Raw genomic sequence first — 15,921 nt, 5'->3', positions numbered from 1 at the left:
GGGACATGGCGGATGTCAGCAGTCGCGTGAAGGAAAGGGCGCAGCCGGAGGGCGAGATGAATGCCGTGCCATTGGCCACGGCGGCCAGCCAGCTCAAGGAGCCGCAGGCGGCGGTGGCCGAGCTGGCTCGACAGCTTGATCTGGCGCTGGATGATCGTGAGCGGCTGGGCGGGGTGCTGTTCTTCTGCTCGGCGGATTATCCGCTGGCGGCACTGGGCCAGGCGCTGGCCGCCACTTTCGGCGAGGTGCCGGTGAGTGGTTGCACCACTGCCGGCGAGATCACGCCCGAGGGCTATGCACGCGGCTCCATCACCGCCATCGGCTTGGCGCGCAGTGACTTCGCGCTGGCACAGGTGCTGATCGATGATCTGAGCGGCTTCGATCTTCCGCGTGCCCAGGCACTGAGTGATGAGCTGCTGGCGCGCTGTCGCGAACAGGCCGTGGCGCCGGTGATGGGCAACAGCTTCGCGCTGACGCTGCTCGATGGGCTCTCGAGCAGCGAGGAGCAGGTACTGGCGACGCTGGATGCGGCGCTGGGCAGCATTCCCGCCTTCGGTGGCTCCGCCGGGGATGACAATCGCCTGTCGCACACCTATGTCTACGCCGACGGCGTCTTTCATGATCAGGCGGCGGTCGTGGTGGTGATCAACACGCGGCTGCCGTTCGAGGTCATCAGCACCCATCACCTCACGCCGCTGGTCGACAAGCTCGTGGTGACGGCAGTGGACCGTGATTCGCGCCGTGTGCTGGAGCTGAATGCCGAGCCCGCCGCCGAGGAGTACGCCAGGCTGGCCGGCGTCGCGCCCGAAGTGCTGGAGGAGGCGGTCTTCGCGCGTTGCCCGCTGGCGGTGCGCATCGGCGAGGCGCATTACGTGCGCTCCATCCAGCGTGTGAATGACGATGCCAGCCTGAGTTTCTACTGTGCGGTGGAGACCGGCATCGTGCTTACCGCCATGCAGGCCGCGCCGATTCTCGAGCAGCTCGAGCAGCGATTGGCCGAGGTGGAGGCGCGCCTGGGGCCGCCCGCGCTGACCATCGGCTGCGACTGCTTCCTGCGACGCATGGAGATCGAGGCGCTGGCGCTGGAGGATGAGGCCTCACGGATGCTCAGGCGGCATCGGGTGATCGGCTTCAATACCTATGGTGAGCAGTATCACGGCATGCACATCAACCAGACCTTCACCGGCGTGGTGATCGGCCAGCGCCGGTCGGTTGCCGACGTCATGGGAGGAGAGGATGTCGCCTGATACGCCGCTGACCGAGACGGACGCTCAAGGCGCCGAACTCGTCGCCCTCAAGGCGCGCAATCGCCAGCTGGAGAAGATCAACGCCGCGCTGATCGAGCGGGTCGAATCCAGCAGCCCTTCACCGAGCGCGCCCTACGCCGCCTTCGAGCATGCGGTACTGCTGGCGGATCAGGTGCGCGAGCGTACCGATGCCCTGCATCGCACCCTCGATGAGCTGGGAGCGCTCAATCGACGCCTCACCGCCGCCAAGGCCGCCGCCGAGGCGGCCAATCACTCCAAGACCCGCTTTCTCGCCGCCATCAGCCATGACCTGCTGCAACCCCTGAATGCCGCCCGGTTGTTCACAAGCACCCTGGAAGAGCAACTGGTGAGGCTGGAGATGAATCAATCCCTGCAGAGCGACGCCACGCCGGGCGACGCTTTGCTGGGCGACGCTTCGCTGGGCGACGCTTCGCTGGGCGACACTTCGCCGGGCGTCTCTACGCCCGTCGAGCTGGTGGCGCGGCTGGGGCGCTCGCTGTCAGATGTCGAAAGTCTGCTGGGCACGCTGGTCGATATCTCGCGGCTGGATGCCGGCGTGCTGACGGCGGATGTCGCCGTCTTCCCAGTGCGTGAGCTTCTGGATGTGCTCGCCGAGGAATATCGCCAGCTGGGTGCCGCCCGTGGGCTCGAGCTGCATTACGTGGCCAGCCATCTGAGTATCGCGTCGGACCTGCAGCTGCTGGCACGAGTGGTGCGCAACTTCCTGAGCAACGCGCTGCGCCATGTACCGGATGGCCGGGCACGCGGGCGTGTGCTGCTGGGATGTCGTCGCCGTGGTGACTGGCTGGAGATCACCGTGGCCGACAACGGCCCCGGCATCGCCGAGCATCAGCGCGAGGTGGTCTTTCAGGAATTCCGGCGTCTGGCGCCGCGCCAGGACAACGAGCAGCGCGGCCTCGGGCTGGGGCTGGCGATCGTCAAGCGCATCACCGGCCTGCTGGAGCATCCCTTGTCGCTGACCAGCACACCGGGGCGCGGCGCTGTCTTCGCGGTCCGCGTGCCGATCCGTCAGTCTGCCAGTATGGTGGGGTCAGCGGCTGATGCCTCTTCTCCCGGCCAGCCTTGTGTGTCACCGCTCGCGCAGCCGCTGCTCGATACCGTTATCTGGGTGGTCGAGGATGATCGAGAGGTATGCGCCGGCATGCAGTCTTTGCTCGGGGGCTGGGGCGCGAGTGTCCACTGCGCCGATGATGCCGAGGTGCTGTTGCAGCAGGCCATGGCCGCGCCGCAGATCTTGATCGTCGATCATCAGCTCGGCGAAGGGCAGCCTGATGGCCTCAAGCAGGCGCAACGCCTGCGACAACGCTGGCCGGGGTTGCCGGTGGTGGTGATCAGCGCGGACCACTCGGCACCGCTCAAGGCCAGGGCGCGCGCGCTCGGTTTCGGCTTTCTGCTCAAGCCGGTCAAGCCGCTGCGTCTGCGCCAGTTGCTGGTCAATTGTCGCTAGCCGCTCACGGAAGTGCTGGAAGAAGTGCTGCAAGAGATGCTGTAAAGGGGGAGGCAAGAGAGCGCTGGAAAGAGATTAAGGGGGCACAAGAAGGGGCTGGGAGGGAGCGCTGAGAAAGACAATGGCAAATAGGCGTCCGTCACAGGGGCGATTGACGGTGCCTATCGGACATCACGCTTGTTTTTAATGAGAATCAATGGCGTTTGGCGTGTATGCTTGTCACATAGCCTCCCGCATATTTCCTTATCTGTTCGCGGGTCATTGATCTGGCAGGTTTTCCCCCCATGCTGAATGTCATGTCCGATAAATCCGTACGTCATGCCGCAAGCGTGTCACTGGGCAGCGAAGGCGAAGCCTCTGCTGCCGGTGGTGTGCGCACAGCTCCCCCTGTCCGTGTCGCTGGCCGCCTGCGCCGCGCCTTGCCTTTCCTCGGCCCGGCGATGATCGCTGCCGTCGCCTATATCGACCCGGGCAACTTCGCGACCAACATCGAGGCCGGTTCCCGTTATGGCTACGCCCTGTTGTGGGTGGTGCTGTGGGCCAATCTGATGGCGATGTTGATCCAGACCCTGTCCGCACGGCTGGGGCTGGCGACCGGCAAGAATCTGGCCGAGGTCATCCGTGAACGCTTCCCGCGTCCGGTGGTATGGGCCTTCTGGGTGCAGGCGGAGATCGTCGCCATCGCGACCGATCTGGCTGAATTCCTGGGGGCGGCGCTGGCCTTCAATCTGCTGTTCGGGCTCAGCATGCTGGAAGGGGCGCTGCTGACCGGCGCCATCACCTATGCGGTGCTGGTGATGCAGCGTTTCGGCTTCCGCATGATGGAAATGATCATCGGCGCGATGATACTGGCGGTCTCGGCGGGCTTCCTGCTCGAGATCATCCTCAGCCGTCCGCCGGTGGAGCCGATCATCTATGGCTTGCTGTCGCCGAGCTTCCCGGATAGCCACGCCATCTTCCTGGCGGCCGGCATCCTCGGTGCCACCGTGATGCCCCATGTCATCTACCTGCATTCCGCGCTGTCCCAGAATCGCATCCGGGTGCGTGACAGCGGGCAGCGTCGTCGCGTGATGGGCTACTACCGTCTGGATGTCATCATCGGCATGGCGCTGGCTGGCTTGATCAACATGGCGATGCTGGTGCTGGCCGCCAAGGTCTTCCACGGCAACGGCGAGACCGGCGTGGCTTCCATCACCGAGAGCTACAAGCTGCTGTCACCGTTGATGGGGCAGGATGCGGCGAGCCTTATCTTCGGCTTCACGCTGCTGCTGGCGGGGCTGTCCTCCTCCATCGTCGGCACCCTGTCCGGTCAGGTGGTGATGCAGGGCTTCGTCAACTTCCGCATACCGATGTGGCTGCGCCGCGTGATCACCATGGCGCCGGCCATCGCCATCATCCTGATGGAGTTGCCGGAGCAGCAGGTGCTGGTCGCAAGCCAGGTGGTACTCAGCTTCGGGATTCCCTTCGCGCTGGTGCCGCTGTTGATGTTCACCGCCAATCGCCGCCTGATGGGAGACCTGGTCAACCGTCACTGGGTGACGGCCATCGGGGTGCTGGTCGCGGCGATCATCATCCTGCTCAATGGCTATGTGCTGGTCGGCGAGCTGATGTAAGGCCTATGTTCCAGGGTCTATGTTCCAGGCTCTATGTCCCAAGCCCTATGTCCCAGTGTCTGTGCCCTTGTGAGAGGCAAGAGTCCTGTGGGTAGCAGGCCCATGAAACGCCCCGCTGTGCGCCTCACTCATTAGCGCCTCGGCGGGGCGTTGCGCGTTGTGGAGTGGGTGCGCTCGCGTCAGATACGGCAGGCAGGGCGTGGCTGGCCAGCAGGATCGCCTGTACCCGGCTGGCGACCCCCAGCTTGTGCAGAATGGCGGAGACATGCGATTTGACGGTGGTCTCGGCCACGCCCAGCTGCCAGGCGATCATCTTGTTGGATTCACCCAGCACCATGCGCTCCAGCACGCCGCGCTGCTTGGTGGTGAGGGTCTGCCAGCGCTGCGCGAATTCCGCTTCACTGAGGCTCGGCGCGAGTTGAGGCGGTGGCACTGGCGCTGAGGCCGAAGCTGAGGTTGATGAGGGTAAGAAAGCCGACTGACTCGCCTGTGCCGGCCGCGGGGCGGTGCGCATCAGGCGGGCAGGCACATGGACCTCTCCGGCCAGCATGCGCGCGAGCGCCTCGCGCAATACCTCCGCCGAGCTCGACTTGGAGAGGTAGCCCACCGCGCCGAGTGACAAGGCCTCCAGCACCGTCTCGCGTGCCTCGTGGGCGGAGAGAATCGCCACCGGCAGCCAGTCTGCCTCCTGGCGCAATCGCCTCAAGCCTTCCAGACCGTGGCTGTCGGGCAGGTCGAGATCCAGCAGCAGCAGGTCGAGGTTATCGGCGTGCACATCGATGAGGCTGAGCGTTTCGGCGAGACTGGCGGCCTGCAGCAGCTCGTAGGGCGACGCCGAGGCGTCAGCGACGCTCAGACTCAGGGTACGACTGATGGCATCACGGAACAGCGGATGGTCATCCGCGATCAACAGACGGTACATGGTGGCTCCTGGCCGGTAACGGGCGAAATCTTGAGCATGACGATCCTCATCATGACTTTCCTGATCATGACCTTGCTGATAACAGCTACCCTGAGCATAACGTCACGGCGTGGTGTCGTGCCTTGCGGCCTTCGCGGTATGGCGGGCGGGCCAGCCTGATTTCCTTCCGGCGCTCTTTTCGCTTTCCCCTTTCCCTTTTCTCTTCTCTACTCTCTTTCCTCTCTTCGTTCGTGTCTCCTCGCTTTTCTCCTCCCAAGGGATGAGACGGTCTCCACCCATGGGGGCATGTCGCGATCGGCGTCGGTGGTCAAGACTGTGAGAGTCACCTGATCAAGAACCGCTTGTTGGATCGGGAAGCGGGTCAGCTCCAACGGGGCCACTGCAGAAGGGCCAACACAGGCGTTTCGCTGACACGACAACGACTTCTCGACAACGACAACGGATTTTTCAGCAACGACAACGACCTTGCAGCAACGACAACAACAACGGATTTTTCAGCAACGACAACGACCTTGCAGCAACGACAACAACAGGCCGTCGATCACGAGCGCCACTCGTGAATCGGGCCAACAGGAGTTCGCCATGATCTACGCCTCCCCGGGCAGCGCCGATGCGCTGGTCACGTTCAAGGATATCTACGGCAACTATATCGGCGGTCGCTTCGTCGAGCCGGTGAAGGGTGAGTACTTCGACAATGTCAGCCCGGTGACGGGCGAGGCCTTCTGCCGTATCCCGCGTTCGAGTGCGGAGGATATCGATCTCGCGCTGGACGCGGCCCACAAGGCAGCCGCTGCCTGGGGCAAGACCTCGGTGCAGGAGCGCTCCAACATCCTGCTCAAGATCGCGGATCGCATCGAGCAGAACCTCGAGATGCTGGCTGTCGCCGAGACCTGGGACAACGGCAAGGCGGTGCGCGAGACGCTCAACGCCGATATTCCGCTGGCGGCGGACCACTTCCGTTACTTCGCTGGTTGCCTGCGCTCCCAGGAAGGTACCGCGGCGGACATCGATGCCAATACCGTCTCCTATCATTTCCATGAGCCGCTGGGCGTGGTCGGGCAGATCATCCCGTGGAACTTCCCGATCCTGATGGCGGCCTGGAAGCTCGGCCCGGCGCTGGCGGCCGGCAACTGCGTGGTGCTCAAGCCGGCGGAACAGACTCCGGCCTCGATTCTGGTGCTCGCGGAGCTGGTCGGTGACCTGCTGCCGGCGGGCGTGCTCAATATCGTCAACGGCTATGGCGCCGAGGCCGGTCAGGCACTGGCGACCAGCAAGCGCATCGCCAAGATCGCCTTCACCGGCTCCACCCCGGTGGGCTCGCACATTCTCAAGTGCGCCGCCGACAGCATCATCCCCTCCACGGTGGAGCTGGGCGGCAAGTCGCCCAACATCTACTTCGCCGACATCATGAATGCCGAACCCGAGTTCATCGACAAGGCCGCCGAAGGCCTGGTGCTGGCGTTCTTCAATCAGGGCGAGGTGTGTACCTGCCCATCACGCGCCCTGATCCAGGAAAGCATCTACGACGACTTCATGGCCCGGGTGATGGAGCGCGTGAAGACCATCAAGCGCGGCAACCCGTTGGACACCGACGTGCAGGTCGGCGCCCAGGCCTCCCGCGAGCAGTTCGACAAGATCATGTCCTACATGGATGTCGCCCGCGAGGAAGGTGCCGAGGTGCTCACCGGTGGCAGCAGCGAGCAGCTGGAGAACGAGCTGGCCAACGGCTATTACATCCAGCCGACCCTGCTCAAGGGCAACAACTCGATGCGTGTCTTCCAGGAGGAGATCTTCGGGCCGGTGGTGGCCGTCACCACCTTCCGTGACGAGGCCGAGGCGTTGGCCATCGCCAATGACACCGAATTCGGTCTCGGCGCCGGCGTCTGGAGTCGCGACATGAACGTCGCCTTCCGCATGGGCCGTGGCATCCAGGCCGGTCGCGTGTGGACCAACTGCTACCACCAGTATCCCGCCCATGCCGCCTTCGGTGGCTACAAGAAATCCGGTGTCGGTCGCGAGACCCACAAGATGGCACTGGAGCACTACCAGCAGACCAAGAACCTGCTGGTCAGCTACGACATCAATCCGCTCGGCTTCTTCTAGGCCTGGCTGGCAGTGCCACCGCCACTGGTAGCGCTGCACGCCTCCCGCGATTCCTGATTGAGAAAATGACATCGATGCCCGCGCCAGATCCGATTGCTTGATCTGGCGCAGGGCAGGAAGCGCTGCGTCTGGTTTCAATGGAAAGGCAAGCTTCGCGCTGGTCTGAGTGCAGGCATAGGCGCTGGCGCATGCAGGCGCCAGCCCACACTCACCGGCGCAACTCTCCGCCGCAACTTTGCTGGTTCGTCTGTCTTGAATATCCGTCAGTCTTGAATATCCGTCAGTCTTCAATGGATGAGGAGTACGTCATGGATAGCAGCATGAAAGCCGCCGTGGTACGTGAATTCGGTGCACCGCTGGTGATCGAGGAGGTCGCGGTACCGCGACCGGGGCGTGGCGAGATTCTGGTCGAGGTCGCCGCCTCCGGGGTCTGTCATACCGACCTGCACGCCGCGCATGGCGACTGGCCGGTGAAACCCAATCCACCGTTCATTCCCGGCCATGAGGGCGTCGGCACCATCGCGGCGGTGGGCGAGGGCGTCACCCACGTCAAGGAAGGCGATCGTGTCGGAGTGCCCTGGCTCTACTCGGCCTGCGGCCACTGCGAGCATTGCCTGGGCGGCTGGGAGACGCTGTGCGAGAGCCAGCAGAACACCGGCTACTCGGTGAATGGCGGCTTCGCCCAGTTCACGCTGGCGGACGCCGGCTACGTCGGCCGACTGCCGGACAGCGTGGGCTTCGTGGAGGTCGCGCCGGTGCTGTGTGCCGGGGTCACGGTCTACAAGGGCCTCAAGATGACCGACACCCGCCCCGGCCAGTGGGTGGTAATCTCGGGCATCGGCGGGCTGGGACACATGGCGGTGCAGTATGCACGCGCCATGGGCCTGAACGTGGCGGCGGTGGATGTGGATGATGCCAAGCTGGGGCTGGCCCGCCGACTGGGCGCTACCGTGACCGTCAATGCCATGAAGGAAGACCCGGCAGCCGTCATCAAGCGCGACATCGGTGGCGCGCATGGGGCGCTGGTAACGGCGGTGTCGCCCAAGGCCTTCGATCAGGCCCAGAACATGCTGCGCCGTGGCGGCACCCTGGTGCTCAACGGCCTGCCGCCGGGGGACTTCCCGCTGCCGATCTTCTCCACCGTGCTCAATGGCATCACGGTGCGTGGCTCCATCGTCGGCACGCGTCAGGACCTGCAGGAGGCGCTGGACTTCGCCGCGGAAGGCAAGGTCGCCGCCACCGTGCAGACCGGCAAGCTCGAGGACATCAATGACATCTTCGGGCGCATGATCGACGGCAAGATCGAGGGGCGCATCGTGCTCGACATGAAGGCCTGAGGCGTTCGCTGACCCGAATCCTCACCACCGACGCCAGGCCTGCTGGAAACGGCAGGCTGCCAGACACGACAACGCCAGCCCGAGGGCTGGCGTTGTCGTGTCTGGCATGGCCGTGTGCGTGAAGCCTCACGCGGGCACTGCAAAGCGCTCTCTATGAAGAGCTCTCCATGACGGGCTCGGGCTTCTGCTTACACCGTGCCGAATTTCTCGTTCTCGCCCATGTTCGGGGTGTGGTCCCTGTCGAGGTTGGCGCGCGCCACCTCGTAGAGCTGATAGGCCTTGCTCTCCTTGGCCTTCCAGTGCTCGCCGGATTGCACCGAGATCTCCAGCAGGGTGACGTCGGGGTCATCCTTGCCTTCCGGGAACCAGGCGGCCACGAACGGATTCCAGAACTTGTCGATCAGGCCCTGATCGCGGTGCAGGTTGGCATGACCGCTCAGCGATACGTAGACGCCATCATCCTGATCGGAAAAGCTCAGGCAGACCTCGCTGTCCTTTTTGGCCTCAAACACCTTCTCGGCGCTGGCGCGAGTGAAGAACCACAGGGTGCCGTCGTAGTCATCCTGCACCAGATGCATCGGGCGGGCGTGGGGCATGCCATCGCCTTGCGTCACCAACATGCCGACCTTCACATCCTTGATCAGCTTCCAGATCTTCTGCTTGTGCTCCGGGCTCGACATCGTGTGTCACTCCTTTGCGTCATGCGAATGAAAATCCGGCTGGCTAGCCGTTGCACAAGACCTTGGAGCGACACCCCACAACTTCAAGGGATGATGGTGAAGCTTTCGCTTGATGAGTCAGCACTTGATCAATCGGCGCTTGATTCAGGCGCCGAGGTGACTCACTGCGCTGCCGGTGCCTGCCAGGCGTCGCTGCCCCACAGCGGCACGCTGCTCAGCGCATGCTTGAAGCTGCCGCTGGTTTCCTTGGTGCTGTAGGCGATATAGAGCAGGCTCTGGGAGTCGCGATCCAGGATACGGCGAATCTTGAGGCTCTTGAGCAGCTCGCTCTTGGACTTGCGATAGACCTCCTCGCCACTCTTGGAGGTGTCGATGTCGGCGATCATCTCCGCGGTGATCGGGCCGGTCTGGCGGCAGGCGATGCTCATGTCGGAGGGATCGGAGAAGTCGAGGTCCGCCTCGATGTTGCTCAGGTGGCAGGTCACGCCCGGCACCTTGGGGTCGATCAGGCTCTCGATCTTGATGTCCTTGGTGGTGAACAGGCCCAGTGAGACGTCCCCGACCTCGTTGTCATCACAGCCGGCCAGCAGCAGGCCTGAGGCGATCACACCCAGCAGGGCAGCACGAGAGGAAAGGCGGCGCAGTCGAGTCATGGGGTCTTCCTTGAGTCAGTGGGTAAGGCGAAGGCGGCAAGGCGATGATAGCGTGTCAGGTCATGAACGGGCGTCAATCATTGTCGAAGGCTGCCAGATTCAGCGTATGCGAGTTGCCCAGCCACATGACGCCCTGGGTGTGATCGAAGCGGTCGTCGCCGGTGCCGACGTGCACGAAGATGTCCAGCGAGCCACGATTGAGCGCCAGCCACGGGACGATGCGGCCGAATTCTTCCGGGGCAAATGACAGCTGGCAGCTCCACAGTGGGTGCGGGCCCACCTGCTTCTCGTGGAAGCGACCGACCCGCAGCGGAAACTGCCGTTCGGCCTGGCCCGCCAGCTCGCGAGCGGCGGCCAGGCCCTGCTCATCGGTGTAGTAGAGATGTGCATGGTAGTAGCTGATGCGGCTTGTCATGGAGTCGCTCATGGCGTTGTCTCGATCGTTCTCATGGGGCATTCCAGTACTCGGCCTCAAGGGCCGTACCGAGAGTTTTCAAAGGCTGGCGGCAATGGTCGTCAGGGCGTGATGGGCCTTGCGGCCCTCAGCCCCAGGCCTTGTAGATCAGCTGCACGCCCACCAGCGCCATCGCGATGATGATCAGGCGAAAGAACAGCTTCTCATTGACGCGGGATTGCAGCCACAGGCCGCTTCTGACACCTGCCCAAGCCACTGGTACCAGCAGCAGCGAGGTGGAAAGGCTGGTGAGGTTGATCTCGCCCAGCGCCACGTAGGGGCCCAGTTTCATCAGGTTCATGCCAGCGAAGATGATCACCGTGGTGGCGATGAAGGTCTCCTTGGGGTGCTGGCGCGGAATCATGTACAGGTTGTAGGGCGGGGCGCCGGCGTGGGCGAAGAAGCTGGTGAAGCCGGCAGTGGCCCCGGCAGGAATGGCCAGCCAGCGTGGCAGCGGTTTCCTGGCTGTCGGCTTGAACAGCATATAGGCGGCGAACAGCAGCGAGATGACGCCCAGCAGGCCGCGAATCATGTTCTCGTCCAGCTCATCGAACAGTACCACCCCCACCGCGATGCCGATGGCGGCGCTGGGCAGGATGATGCGCACCTCCGGCCACAGCTGCTTGCCCCACCAGGCGCGGGAGCTAAGGAAGTCCATCACCAGCAACAACGGCAGCAGGATACCGGCGGCTTCCAGCGGCCCGATGGCCAGCGCCATCAGCGGCACCGAGAGTGAGCCGAAGCCACCGGCGAAGCCGCCCTTGGAGATACCGGTCAGGTAGGTCGAGAAGATGATCGCGCTCCAGGCCAGCGCAGAGTAATCGGGCAGTGTCAGCAGGGCATCGAGAGAATCGGTCACGGGCATCTCATGTCGAGAGGGCGGGCAAGGTGAGTCGTGAAGGCCCATTGTTGAACAATTCTGCCCGCGCTTCACCCCGACACGCTGCAATGATGTCTTTCCCTTGACGCACCAATGCGCTAAAAGGCGCATGTCGCACAGTGTTTTCTTTCGAGACACTGAGCGAATAGCCTGATCTGGTGGGCATGTCGCAGTGCCTGTCGCTCGTTGGTCGAACAATCTCTGAGGTGGCGATGTCACGCGCTCCATTTGAAATCAGCGGTACCCGCATCGCGCCGGGAACGCGGGCCCAGGTCGATGTGCCTGTCGCCAAGCTCTACACCCATGCGCCGCTGCACATCCCCGTCGAGGTGGTGCATGGTCGCCAGCCCGGCCCGGTGCTGCTGGTGTGCGGTGCCATCCACGGTGACGAGATCAACGGCGTCGAGATCGTGCGGCGGCTGCTCAAGAGTTCCAGCCTCGCACGGCTGCGCGGCACCCTGATCGCGGTGCCCATCGTCAACGTCTTCGGCTTCGTGCAGCACACGCGCTATCTGCCGGACCGCCGCGACCTCAACCGCTGCTTCCCGGGTAGCGAGAGCGGCTCGCTGGGCTCGCGGGTGGCGGCGCTGTTCCGTGAGCAGATCGCCGATCAGGCCACCCACATCATCGACCTGCACACCGGCGCGATCCACCGCACCAACCTGCCGCAGATCCGCGCCACCATGACGGGCAGTGATGCCACGCGTCAGATGGCGGATGCCTTCGGCGCACCGGTGCTGCTGAATGCCGAACTGCGCGAGGGCAGTCTGCGTGCCTATGCCAGCGAGCGCGGCGTGCCGGTCATCACCTATGAGGCCGGTGAGGCGCTGCGCTTCGATGAGTGGGCGATTCGCCCGGGCGTCAGCGGTGTGAAGCGCGTGATGCGCTCCATCGGCATGCTGGCCAAGGACCGCGACCGCAAGCCCAGCTCGCGTGCGGTGGAGATGTCCAACGGCTCCAGCTGGGCGCGGGCCTCCATCGATGGCATCGTCCAGAGCCGCGTGGGCCTGGGGGACCGCGTCGAGAAGCATCAGGTGCTGGGCATCGTCGCCGACCCCTTCGGCAACAGCGAAAGCGAGGTGCTGTCACCCGCGGATGGCATCATCATCGGCATGGCCAACCTGCCGCTGGCCAACGAGGGCGAGGCGCTCTACCACGTGGCGCGTTTCCATGCGATCGACGATGCCGAGAGCGCCGTCGACAACTTTCAGCAGCTGTTCGTGCCGGACTCCATCTAGGCGCTTCACGCCCCTTTTCGCCCTGGTTCCTGGCAGTGACAACGCAAACGCCCCGCTCGATGAGCGGGGCGTTTGCGTTGCAGCAGTCTGTGATGTCGTCGCAGCAAGATGACGACGAGTACGAGATCAGCCGTGGCTGCTCTGGGTCTCGAGCGGGCCGTCGTGACCCGCTTCCGCGCCGTGCATCCAGTCCACCAGCTTGCCGGCGAACACCAGCAACAGCAGGCCGCCGAGTACGCCGGTGATGGCGATACCGCCGAACACGCTCATTGCACCGGCTTCGCCGACCAGCGAGCCGATCATTCCCGCCAGGTAGTTGGCCAGTGCCACGAAGGCGAACCAGGCGCCCATCATCAGCGCACCCATGCGCACCGGTGACAGCTTGGTGACCATCGACAGCCCCACCGGTGACAGGCACAGCTCGCCGAGAGTGTGGAAGAAGAAGGCGCCGACCAGCCAGATCATCGAGGCGCTGCCTGCGGCTTTCTGCTCCAGCACCGCGCCGATCATGCACACGAAGCCGATGCCGAGGGCGATCAGGCCGAAGGCGAACTTGACCGGCGAGCTGGGCTCGCGGTTGTCCATGCGGGTCCACAGGCCTGCCAGCAGCGGCGAGAGCAGGATGATGAACAGCGGGTTGAGCGACTGGAACCAGGCCGCCGGCACTTCAAAGCCCATCAGCATGCGGTCGGTGTAGTCCTGCGCATACAGCGCCATCAGGCCGCCCCCCTGCTCGAAACCGGCCCAGAACAGGATGGTGAACAGGCCCAGCACCAGGATGACCTTGATGCGGTCACGCTCTTCGCGGCTCAGCGGTGTCTTGCGATTGTTGCTCTTGCTCAGGCGTGCCTCGCGGCGGGCGCTGGGTTCGACCCCCAGGTCACCCAGATGGCGCGGCGCGAAGATGAGCTGGATGGCGACTGCCAGCAGCATGCCGATACCGGCCACCAGGAAGCCGGCGTTCCAGCCATAGCCTTCGGCCATGGAGCCCGCGACGATACCCGACAGCAGCGCACCGATGTTGATGCCCATGTAGAAGATGGTGAAGGCGCCATCACGGCGGTGGTCGCCCTGTTGATAGAGGTCGCCGACCATCGTGGAGATGTTGGGCTTGAACAGGCCGTTGCCGACGATCAGCAGGCCGAGGCCGATATACAGCAGCATCTCGGGGTTGAGGCCGCTCATGGCCGGCGGCACGGCGAGCACGAATTGCCCGGCCGCCATGATCAGCCCCCCGATCAGGATCGCACGGCGGGCACCCAACCAGTTGTCGGCCAGTGCTCCGCCGAACATCGGCGTGATGTACACCAGGCCCGTGAAGATGCCATACAGCTGCAGGGCGTCGCCCTGATCCCAGCCCAGACCGCCACTGGTGACGGCATCGGTGAGATAGAGCACCAGCAGGGCACGCATGGCGTAATAGGAGAAACGTTCCCACAGTTCCGTGGAGAACAGCAGATAGAGTCCGGCCGGATGCCCGAACAGCTCACGGCTGTTGGCTCCGGTAGAGGAGTGTGTGGACATGGAACCTCGAAGGAAGTGTCAGCAGAAGCAGCGCAGCCCGGATGACGGGACTGCATGAACCGGCCCACAGGGCTGCAGAGGAGGACTGTGGAGGAATGGCCGATGACGGAGCAGTTGTGTGGCTGACATCACGCAAGCATGGCGTGACGATGTCGAGACCTGTTGTTGTCCGTATGGTCAGTCATTCTGCGCGAGATGTCTTTGTCAGACAATCAAACGAAAGTCATGCATGTTGTTGGTATTCAAGGGGTTATTAGCTTAGATGGCGACGCAGAGTTGCGTCAGGAGCCACGCCTGACAGTGCAGTGTCGTCACTTTGCTGACTGCTGAGACGACGACACCCGGCGCGAGGGCCAGGTGTCGGGGACTGTCTTTTGTCAGCGCTGCTCTCAAGAGAGGGCAGAAGAGAGAGCAAGAAAGGACAGAAGAGAGCAGAAGCGGCGCGAACAGGCCAGCTCGATCAGGCTTGCTCGACCTGTGCCTCGGGCCGCTGTTCCGGCACGCGCGCCATGGCGTCATCGATGACCTCGATGCCCGCGCCTGGCTTGTGGGCGTTCTCGGAGACGTGGCGGCGGAACTGGCGACCGCCCGGCTGGCCCTGGAACAGTCCCAGCAGATGGCGGCTGATGTGGTTGAGGCGCACGCCCTCGGCGAGACGCTTCTCGATATAGGGGCGGAAGGCACGCAGCGCATCGTGGCGGCTGGTGTGCGGATTCTCGGCCTCACCGTACAGCTCGCTGTCCACCGTCGCCAGCAACCAGGGGTTGTGGTACGCCTCACGGCCGACCATCACGCTGTCGACGTGCTCCAGCTGCTCGTGCAGCTCATCCATCAGCTTCAGACCGCCATTGATGCCGATATGCAAGGACGGGTGCGCCTGCTTGAGGCGGTGCACGCGGCCGTAGTTCAGCGGGGGAATATCGCGGTTCTCCTTGGGCGACAGGCCCTGCAGCCACGCCTTGCGCGCATGCACGCTGAAGGTGTCGCAGCCGGCGTCGGCCACGGTGGTGATGAAGCGCTCGAGATCGGCGTCCTCATCCTGATCATCGATCCCGATGCGACACTTCACCGTCACCGGAATCTTCACCTGCGCCTGCATCGCCGCCACGCATTTGGCCACCAGCTCCGGATGGCCCATCAGACAGGCACCGATCATGTTGTTCTGCACGCGATCGCTCGGGCAGCCCACATTCAGGTTCACCTCGTCATAGCCCCAGGTCTCGGCGATCGCCGCACACTCGGCCAGCGCCTGCGGATCGCTGCCACCCAGCTGCAACGCCAGCGGATGCTCCGTCTCGTCGTGACCGAGGAAGCGCTCGCGGTCCGGATTGAACAGCAATGCCCCGGTGGTCACCATCTCCGTGTACAGCAGCGTACGACGGCTCAACACGCGCGCGAAGGCGCGGTAGTCACGGGTCGTCCATTCCATCATCGGCGCGACGGAGAAGGTGCGGTCAATCGGTGTCATCGGCATGGCAGTCATATCGGCTGGTGTGGGAGCAGGATCGGAGCAACAGGCGCTATCGAGGCAAGCGGGCGGTGATTCTAGCAGCTTGTGAGGCGAAGCGCCGAGTCAGATTACTGTGGGTTACTCACGGCCCTGTGTAAGGCCATGCCTGAAGGGTAGTCGAACCGAAGCGCGCGAGAATGGTAATGTTTAAGCAGGTTATTGTGTAAGTTGGCTATGATGAGTAAGACAGGGCGGATGCAGGCTCTGAGTGCAACACCCTATTGAATTGAGGGTGGTGCTTCATTGTGCTTTGCCATCAGTTCATTCATCA

The 15,921-nt window shown here is 63.7% G+C and carries 13 protein-coding genes; 6 read left to right on the top strand and 7 right to left on the bottom strand.

Annotation, left to right across the window (positions count from 1 at the left end; all coding sequences use genetic code 11):
* The first annotated feature begins 56 nt into the window (after positions 1–56).
* The 3 genes from nosP (at position 57) to QQF40_RS03445 (ending at position 4,349) form a co-directional block, all read left to right on the top strand.
* The gene (gene nosP, locus QQF40_RS03455) at positions 57–1,247 is read left to right on the top strand and encodes a nitric oxide-sensing protein NosP (RefSeq protein WP_285460608.1); all 1,191 of its coding nucleotides are present in this window, start codon (positions 57–59) and stop codon (positions 1,245–1,247) included.
* Positions 1,237–2,736, top strand: a complete 1,500-nt coding sequence (locus QQF40_RS03450) for an ATP-binding response regulator (protein WP_285460437.1) — start codon at positions 1,237–1,239, stop codon at positions 2,734–2,736. Before nosP ends, QQF40_RS03450 begins: the two co-directional genes overlap by 11 nt.
* 296 nt (positions 2,737–3,032) lie before the next feature.
* Positions 3,033–4,349: an Nramp family divalent metal transporter gene (locus tag QQF40_RS03445; protein ID WP_285460436.1), complete on the top strand. Its 1,317-nt coding sequence runs from the start codon at positions 3,033–3,035 to the stop codon at positions 4,347–4,349.
* A 124-nt stretch (positions 4,350–4,473) separates the two neighbouring features.
* Here QQF40_RS03445 and QQF40_RS03440 read toward each other — a convergent pair whose 3' ends face one another.
* Entirely contained in the window at positions 4,474–5,271 is a 798-nt protein-coding gene (locus QQF40_RS03440; RefSeq protein ID WP_285460435.1) for a response regulator, read from the bottom strand.
* A 582-nt stretch (positions 5,272–5,853) separates the two neighbouring features.
* Between QQF40_RS03440 and exaC the strand changes: the two genes are divergently transcribed.
* Positions 5,854–7,374 carry an acetaldehyde dehydrogenase ExaC gene (gene exaC / locus QQF40_RS03435; protein ID WP_054555359.1) on the top strand — a complete coding sequence of 507 codons (1,521 nt, stop codon included), beginning with the start codon at positions 5,854–5,856 and terminating at the stop codon, positions 7,372–7,374.
* Between the two features lie 308 nt (positions 7,375–7,682).
* Positions 7,683–8,711, top strand: a complete 1,029-nt coding sequence (gene adhP, locus QQF40_RS03430) for an alcohol dehydrogenase AdhP (protein WP_285460434.1) — start codon at positions 7,683–7,685, stop codon at positions 8,709–8,711.
* Positions 8,712–8,899: 188 nt separating this feature from the next.
* On the opposite strand, the gene QQF40_RS03425 is transcribed toward adhP, so the two are convergent.
* From QQF40_RS03425 to QQF40_RS03410, 4 genes are all read right to left on the bottom strand, one after another.
* Entirely contained in the window at positions 8,900–9,391 is a 492-nt protein-coding gene (locus QQF40_RS03425; RefSeq protein WP_285460433.1) for a pyridoxamine 5'-phosphate oxidase family protein, read from the bottom strand.
* Between the two features lie 161 nt (positions 9,392–9,552).
* Positions 9,553–10,044 (bottom strand): CreA family protein, encoded by a 492-nt coding sequence (locus QQF40_RS03420; protein ID WP_285460432.1) that lies wholly within the window; start codon positions 10,042–10,044, stop codon positions 9,553–9,555.
* Between the two features lie 73 nt (positions 10,045–10,117).
* Complete coding sequence (locus QQF40_RS03415) at positions 10,118–10,459, bottom strand: DOPA 4,5-dioxygenase family protein (protein WP_285460431.1); 342 nt, start codon at positions 10,457–10,459, stop codon at positions 10,118–10,120.
* A 127-nt stretch (positions 10,460–10,586) separates the two neighbouring features.
* The gene (locus QQF40_RS03410; RefSeq protein ID WP_282627942.1) at positions 10,587–11,357 is read right to left on the bottom strand and encodes a sulfite exporter TauE/SafE family protein; all 771 of its coding nucleotides are present in this window, start codon (positions 11,355–11,357) and stop codon (positions 10,587–10,589) included.
* A gap of 233 nt (positions 11,358–11,590) precedes the next feature.
* Here QQF40_RS03410 and QQF40_RS03405 point away from each other — a divergent pair, with 233 nt between their 5' ends.
* A complete protein-coding gene (locus QQF40_RS03405) occupies positions 11,591–12,616 on the top strand; it encodes a succinylglutamate desuccinylase/aspartoacylase family protein (RefSeq protein WP_043333116.1) in 1,026 nt (341 codons plus the stop codon).
* Positions 12,617–12,742: 126 nt separating this feature from the next.
* Here the strand turns inward: QQF40_RS03405 and QQF40_RS03400 are convergent, their stop codons facing one another.
* On the bottom strand, positions 12,743–14,140 hold the full coding sequence (locus QQF40_RS03400; RefSeq protein WP_285460430.1) for a peptide MFS transporter: 1,398 nt from the start codon (positions 14,138–14,140) through the stop codon (positions 12,743–12,745).
* Between the two features lie 460 nt (positions 14,141–14,600).
* Positions 14,601–15,608 (bottom strand): tRNA dihydrouridine(20/20a) synthase DusA, encoded by a 1,008-nt coding sequence (gene dusA / locus QQF40_RS03395; protein WP_285460429.1) that lies wholly within the window; start codon positions 15,606–15,608, stop codon positions 14,601–14,603.
* Positions 15,609–15,921: the final 313 nt, after the last annotated feature.

The organism is Cobetia sp. LC6 (assembly GCF_030264805.1).
In the GTDB taxonomy this organism is placed as follows: Bacteria; Pseudomonadota; Gammaproteobacteria; order Pseudomonadales; family Halomonadaceae; genus Cobetia.
The sequence above is the reverse complement of the archived record's forward strand: the minus strand, read 5'-3'. Positions and strand labels throughout refer to the sequence as shown.

Bases quoted from the DNA above. Each gene is read 5' to 3' on its own strand.
- nosP (WP_285460608.1), top strand. From the start codon at position 57: ATGAATGCCGTGCCATTGGCCACGGCGGCCAGCCAGCTCAAGGAGCCG.
- QQF40_RS03450 (WP_285460437.1), top strand. From the start codon at position 1,237: ATGTCGCCTGATACGCCGCTGACCGAGACGGACGCTCAAGGCGCCGAA.
- QQF40_RS03445 (WP_285460436.1), top strand. From the start codon at position 3,033: ATGTCCGATAAATCCGTACGTCATGCCGCAAGCGTGTCACTGGGCAGC.
- QQF40_RS03440 (WP_285460435.1), bottom strand. From the start codon at position 5,271: ATGTACCGTCTGTTGATCGCGGATGACCATCCGCTGTTCCGTGATGCC.
- exaC (WP_054555359.1), top strand. From the start codon at position 5,854: ATGATCTACGCCTCCCCGGGCAGCGCCGATGCGCTGGTCACGTTCAAG.
- adhP (WP_285460434.1), top strand. From the start codon at position 7,683: ATGGATAGCAGCATGAAAGCCGCCGTGGTACGTGAATTCGGTGCACCG.
- QQF40_RS03425 (WP_285460433.1), bottom strand. From the start codon at position 9,391: ATGTCGAGCCCGGAGCACAAGCAGAAGATCTGGAAGCTGATCAAGGAT.
- QQF40_RS03420 (WP_285460432.1), bottom strand. From the start codon at position 10,044: ATGACTCGACTGCGCCGCCTTTCCTCTCGTGCTGCCCTGCTGGGTGTG.
- QQF40_RS03415 (WP_285460431.1), bottom strand. From the start codon at position 10,459: ATGACAAGCCGCATCAGCTACTACCATGCACATCTCTACTACACCGAT.
- QQF40_RS03405 (WP_043333116.1), top strand. From the start codon at position 11,591: ATGTCACGCGCTCCATTTGAAATCAGCGGTACCCGCATCGCGCCGGGA.
- QQF40_RS03400 (WP_285460430.1), bottom strand. From the start codon at position 14,140: ATGTCCACACACTCCTCTACCGGAGCCAACAGCCGTGAGCTGTTCGGG.
- dusA (WP_285460429.1), bottom strand. From the start codon at position 15,608: ATGACACCGATTGACCGCACCTTCTCCGTCGCGCCGATGATGGAATGG.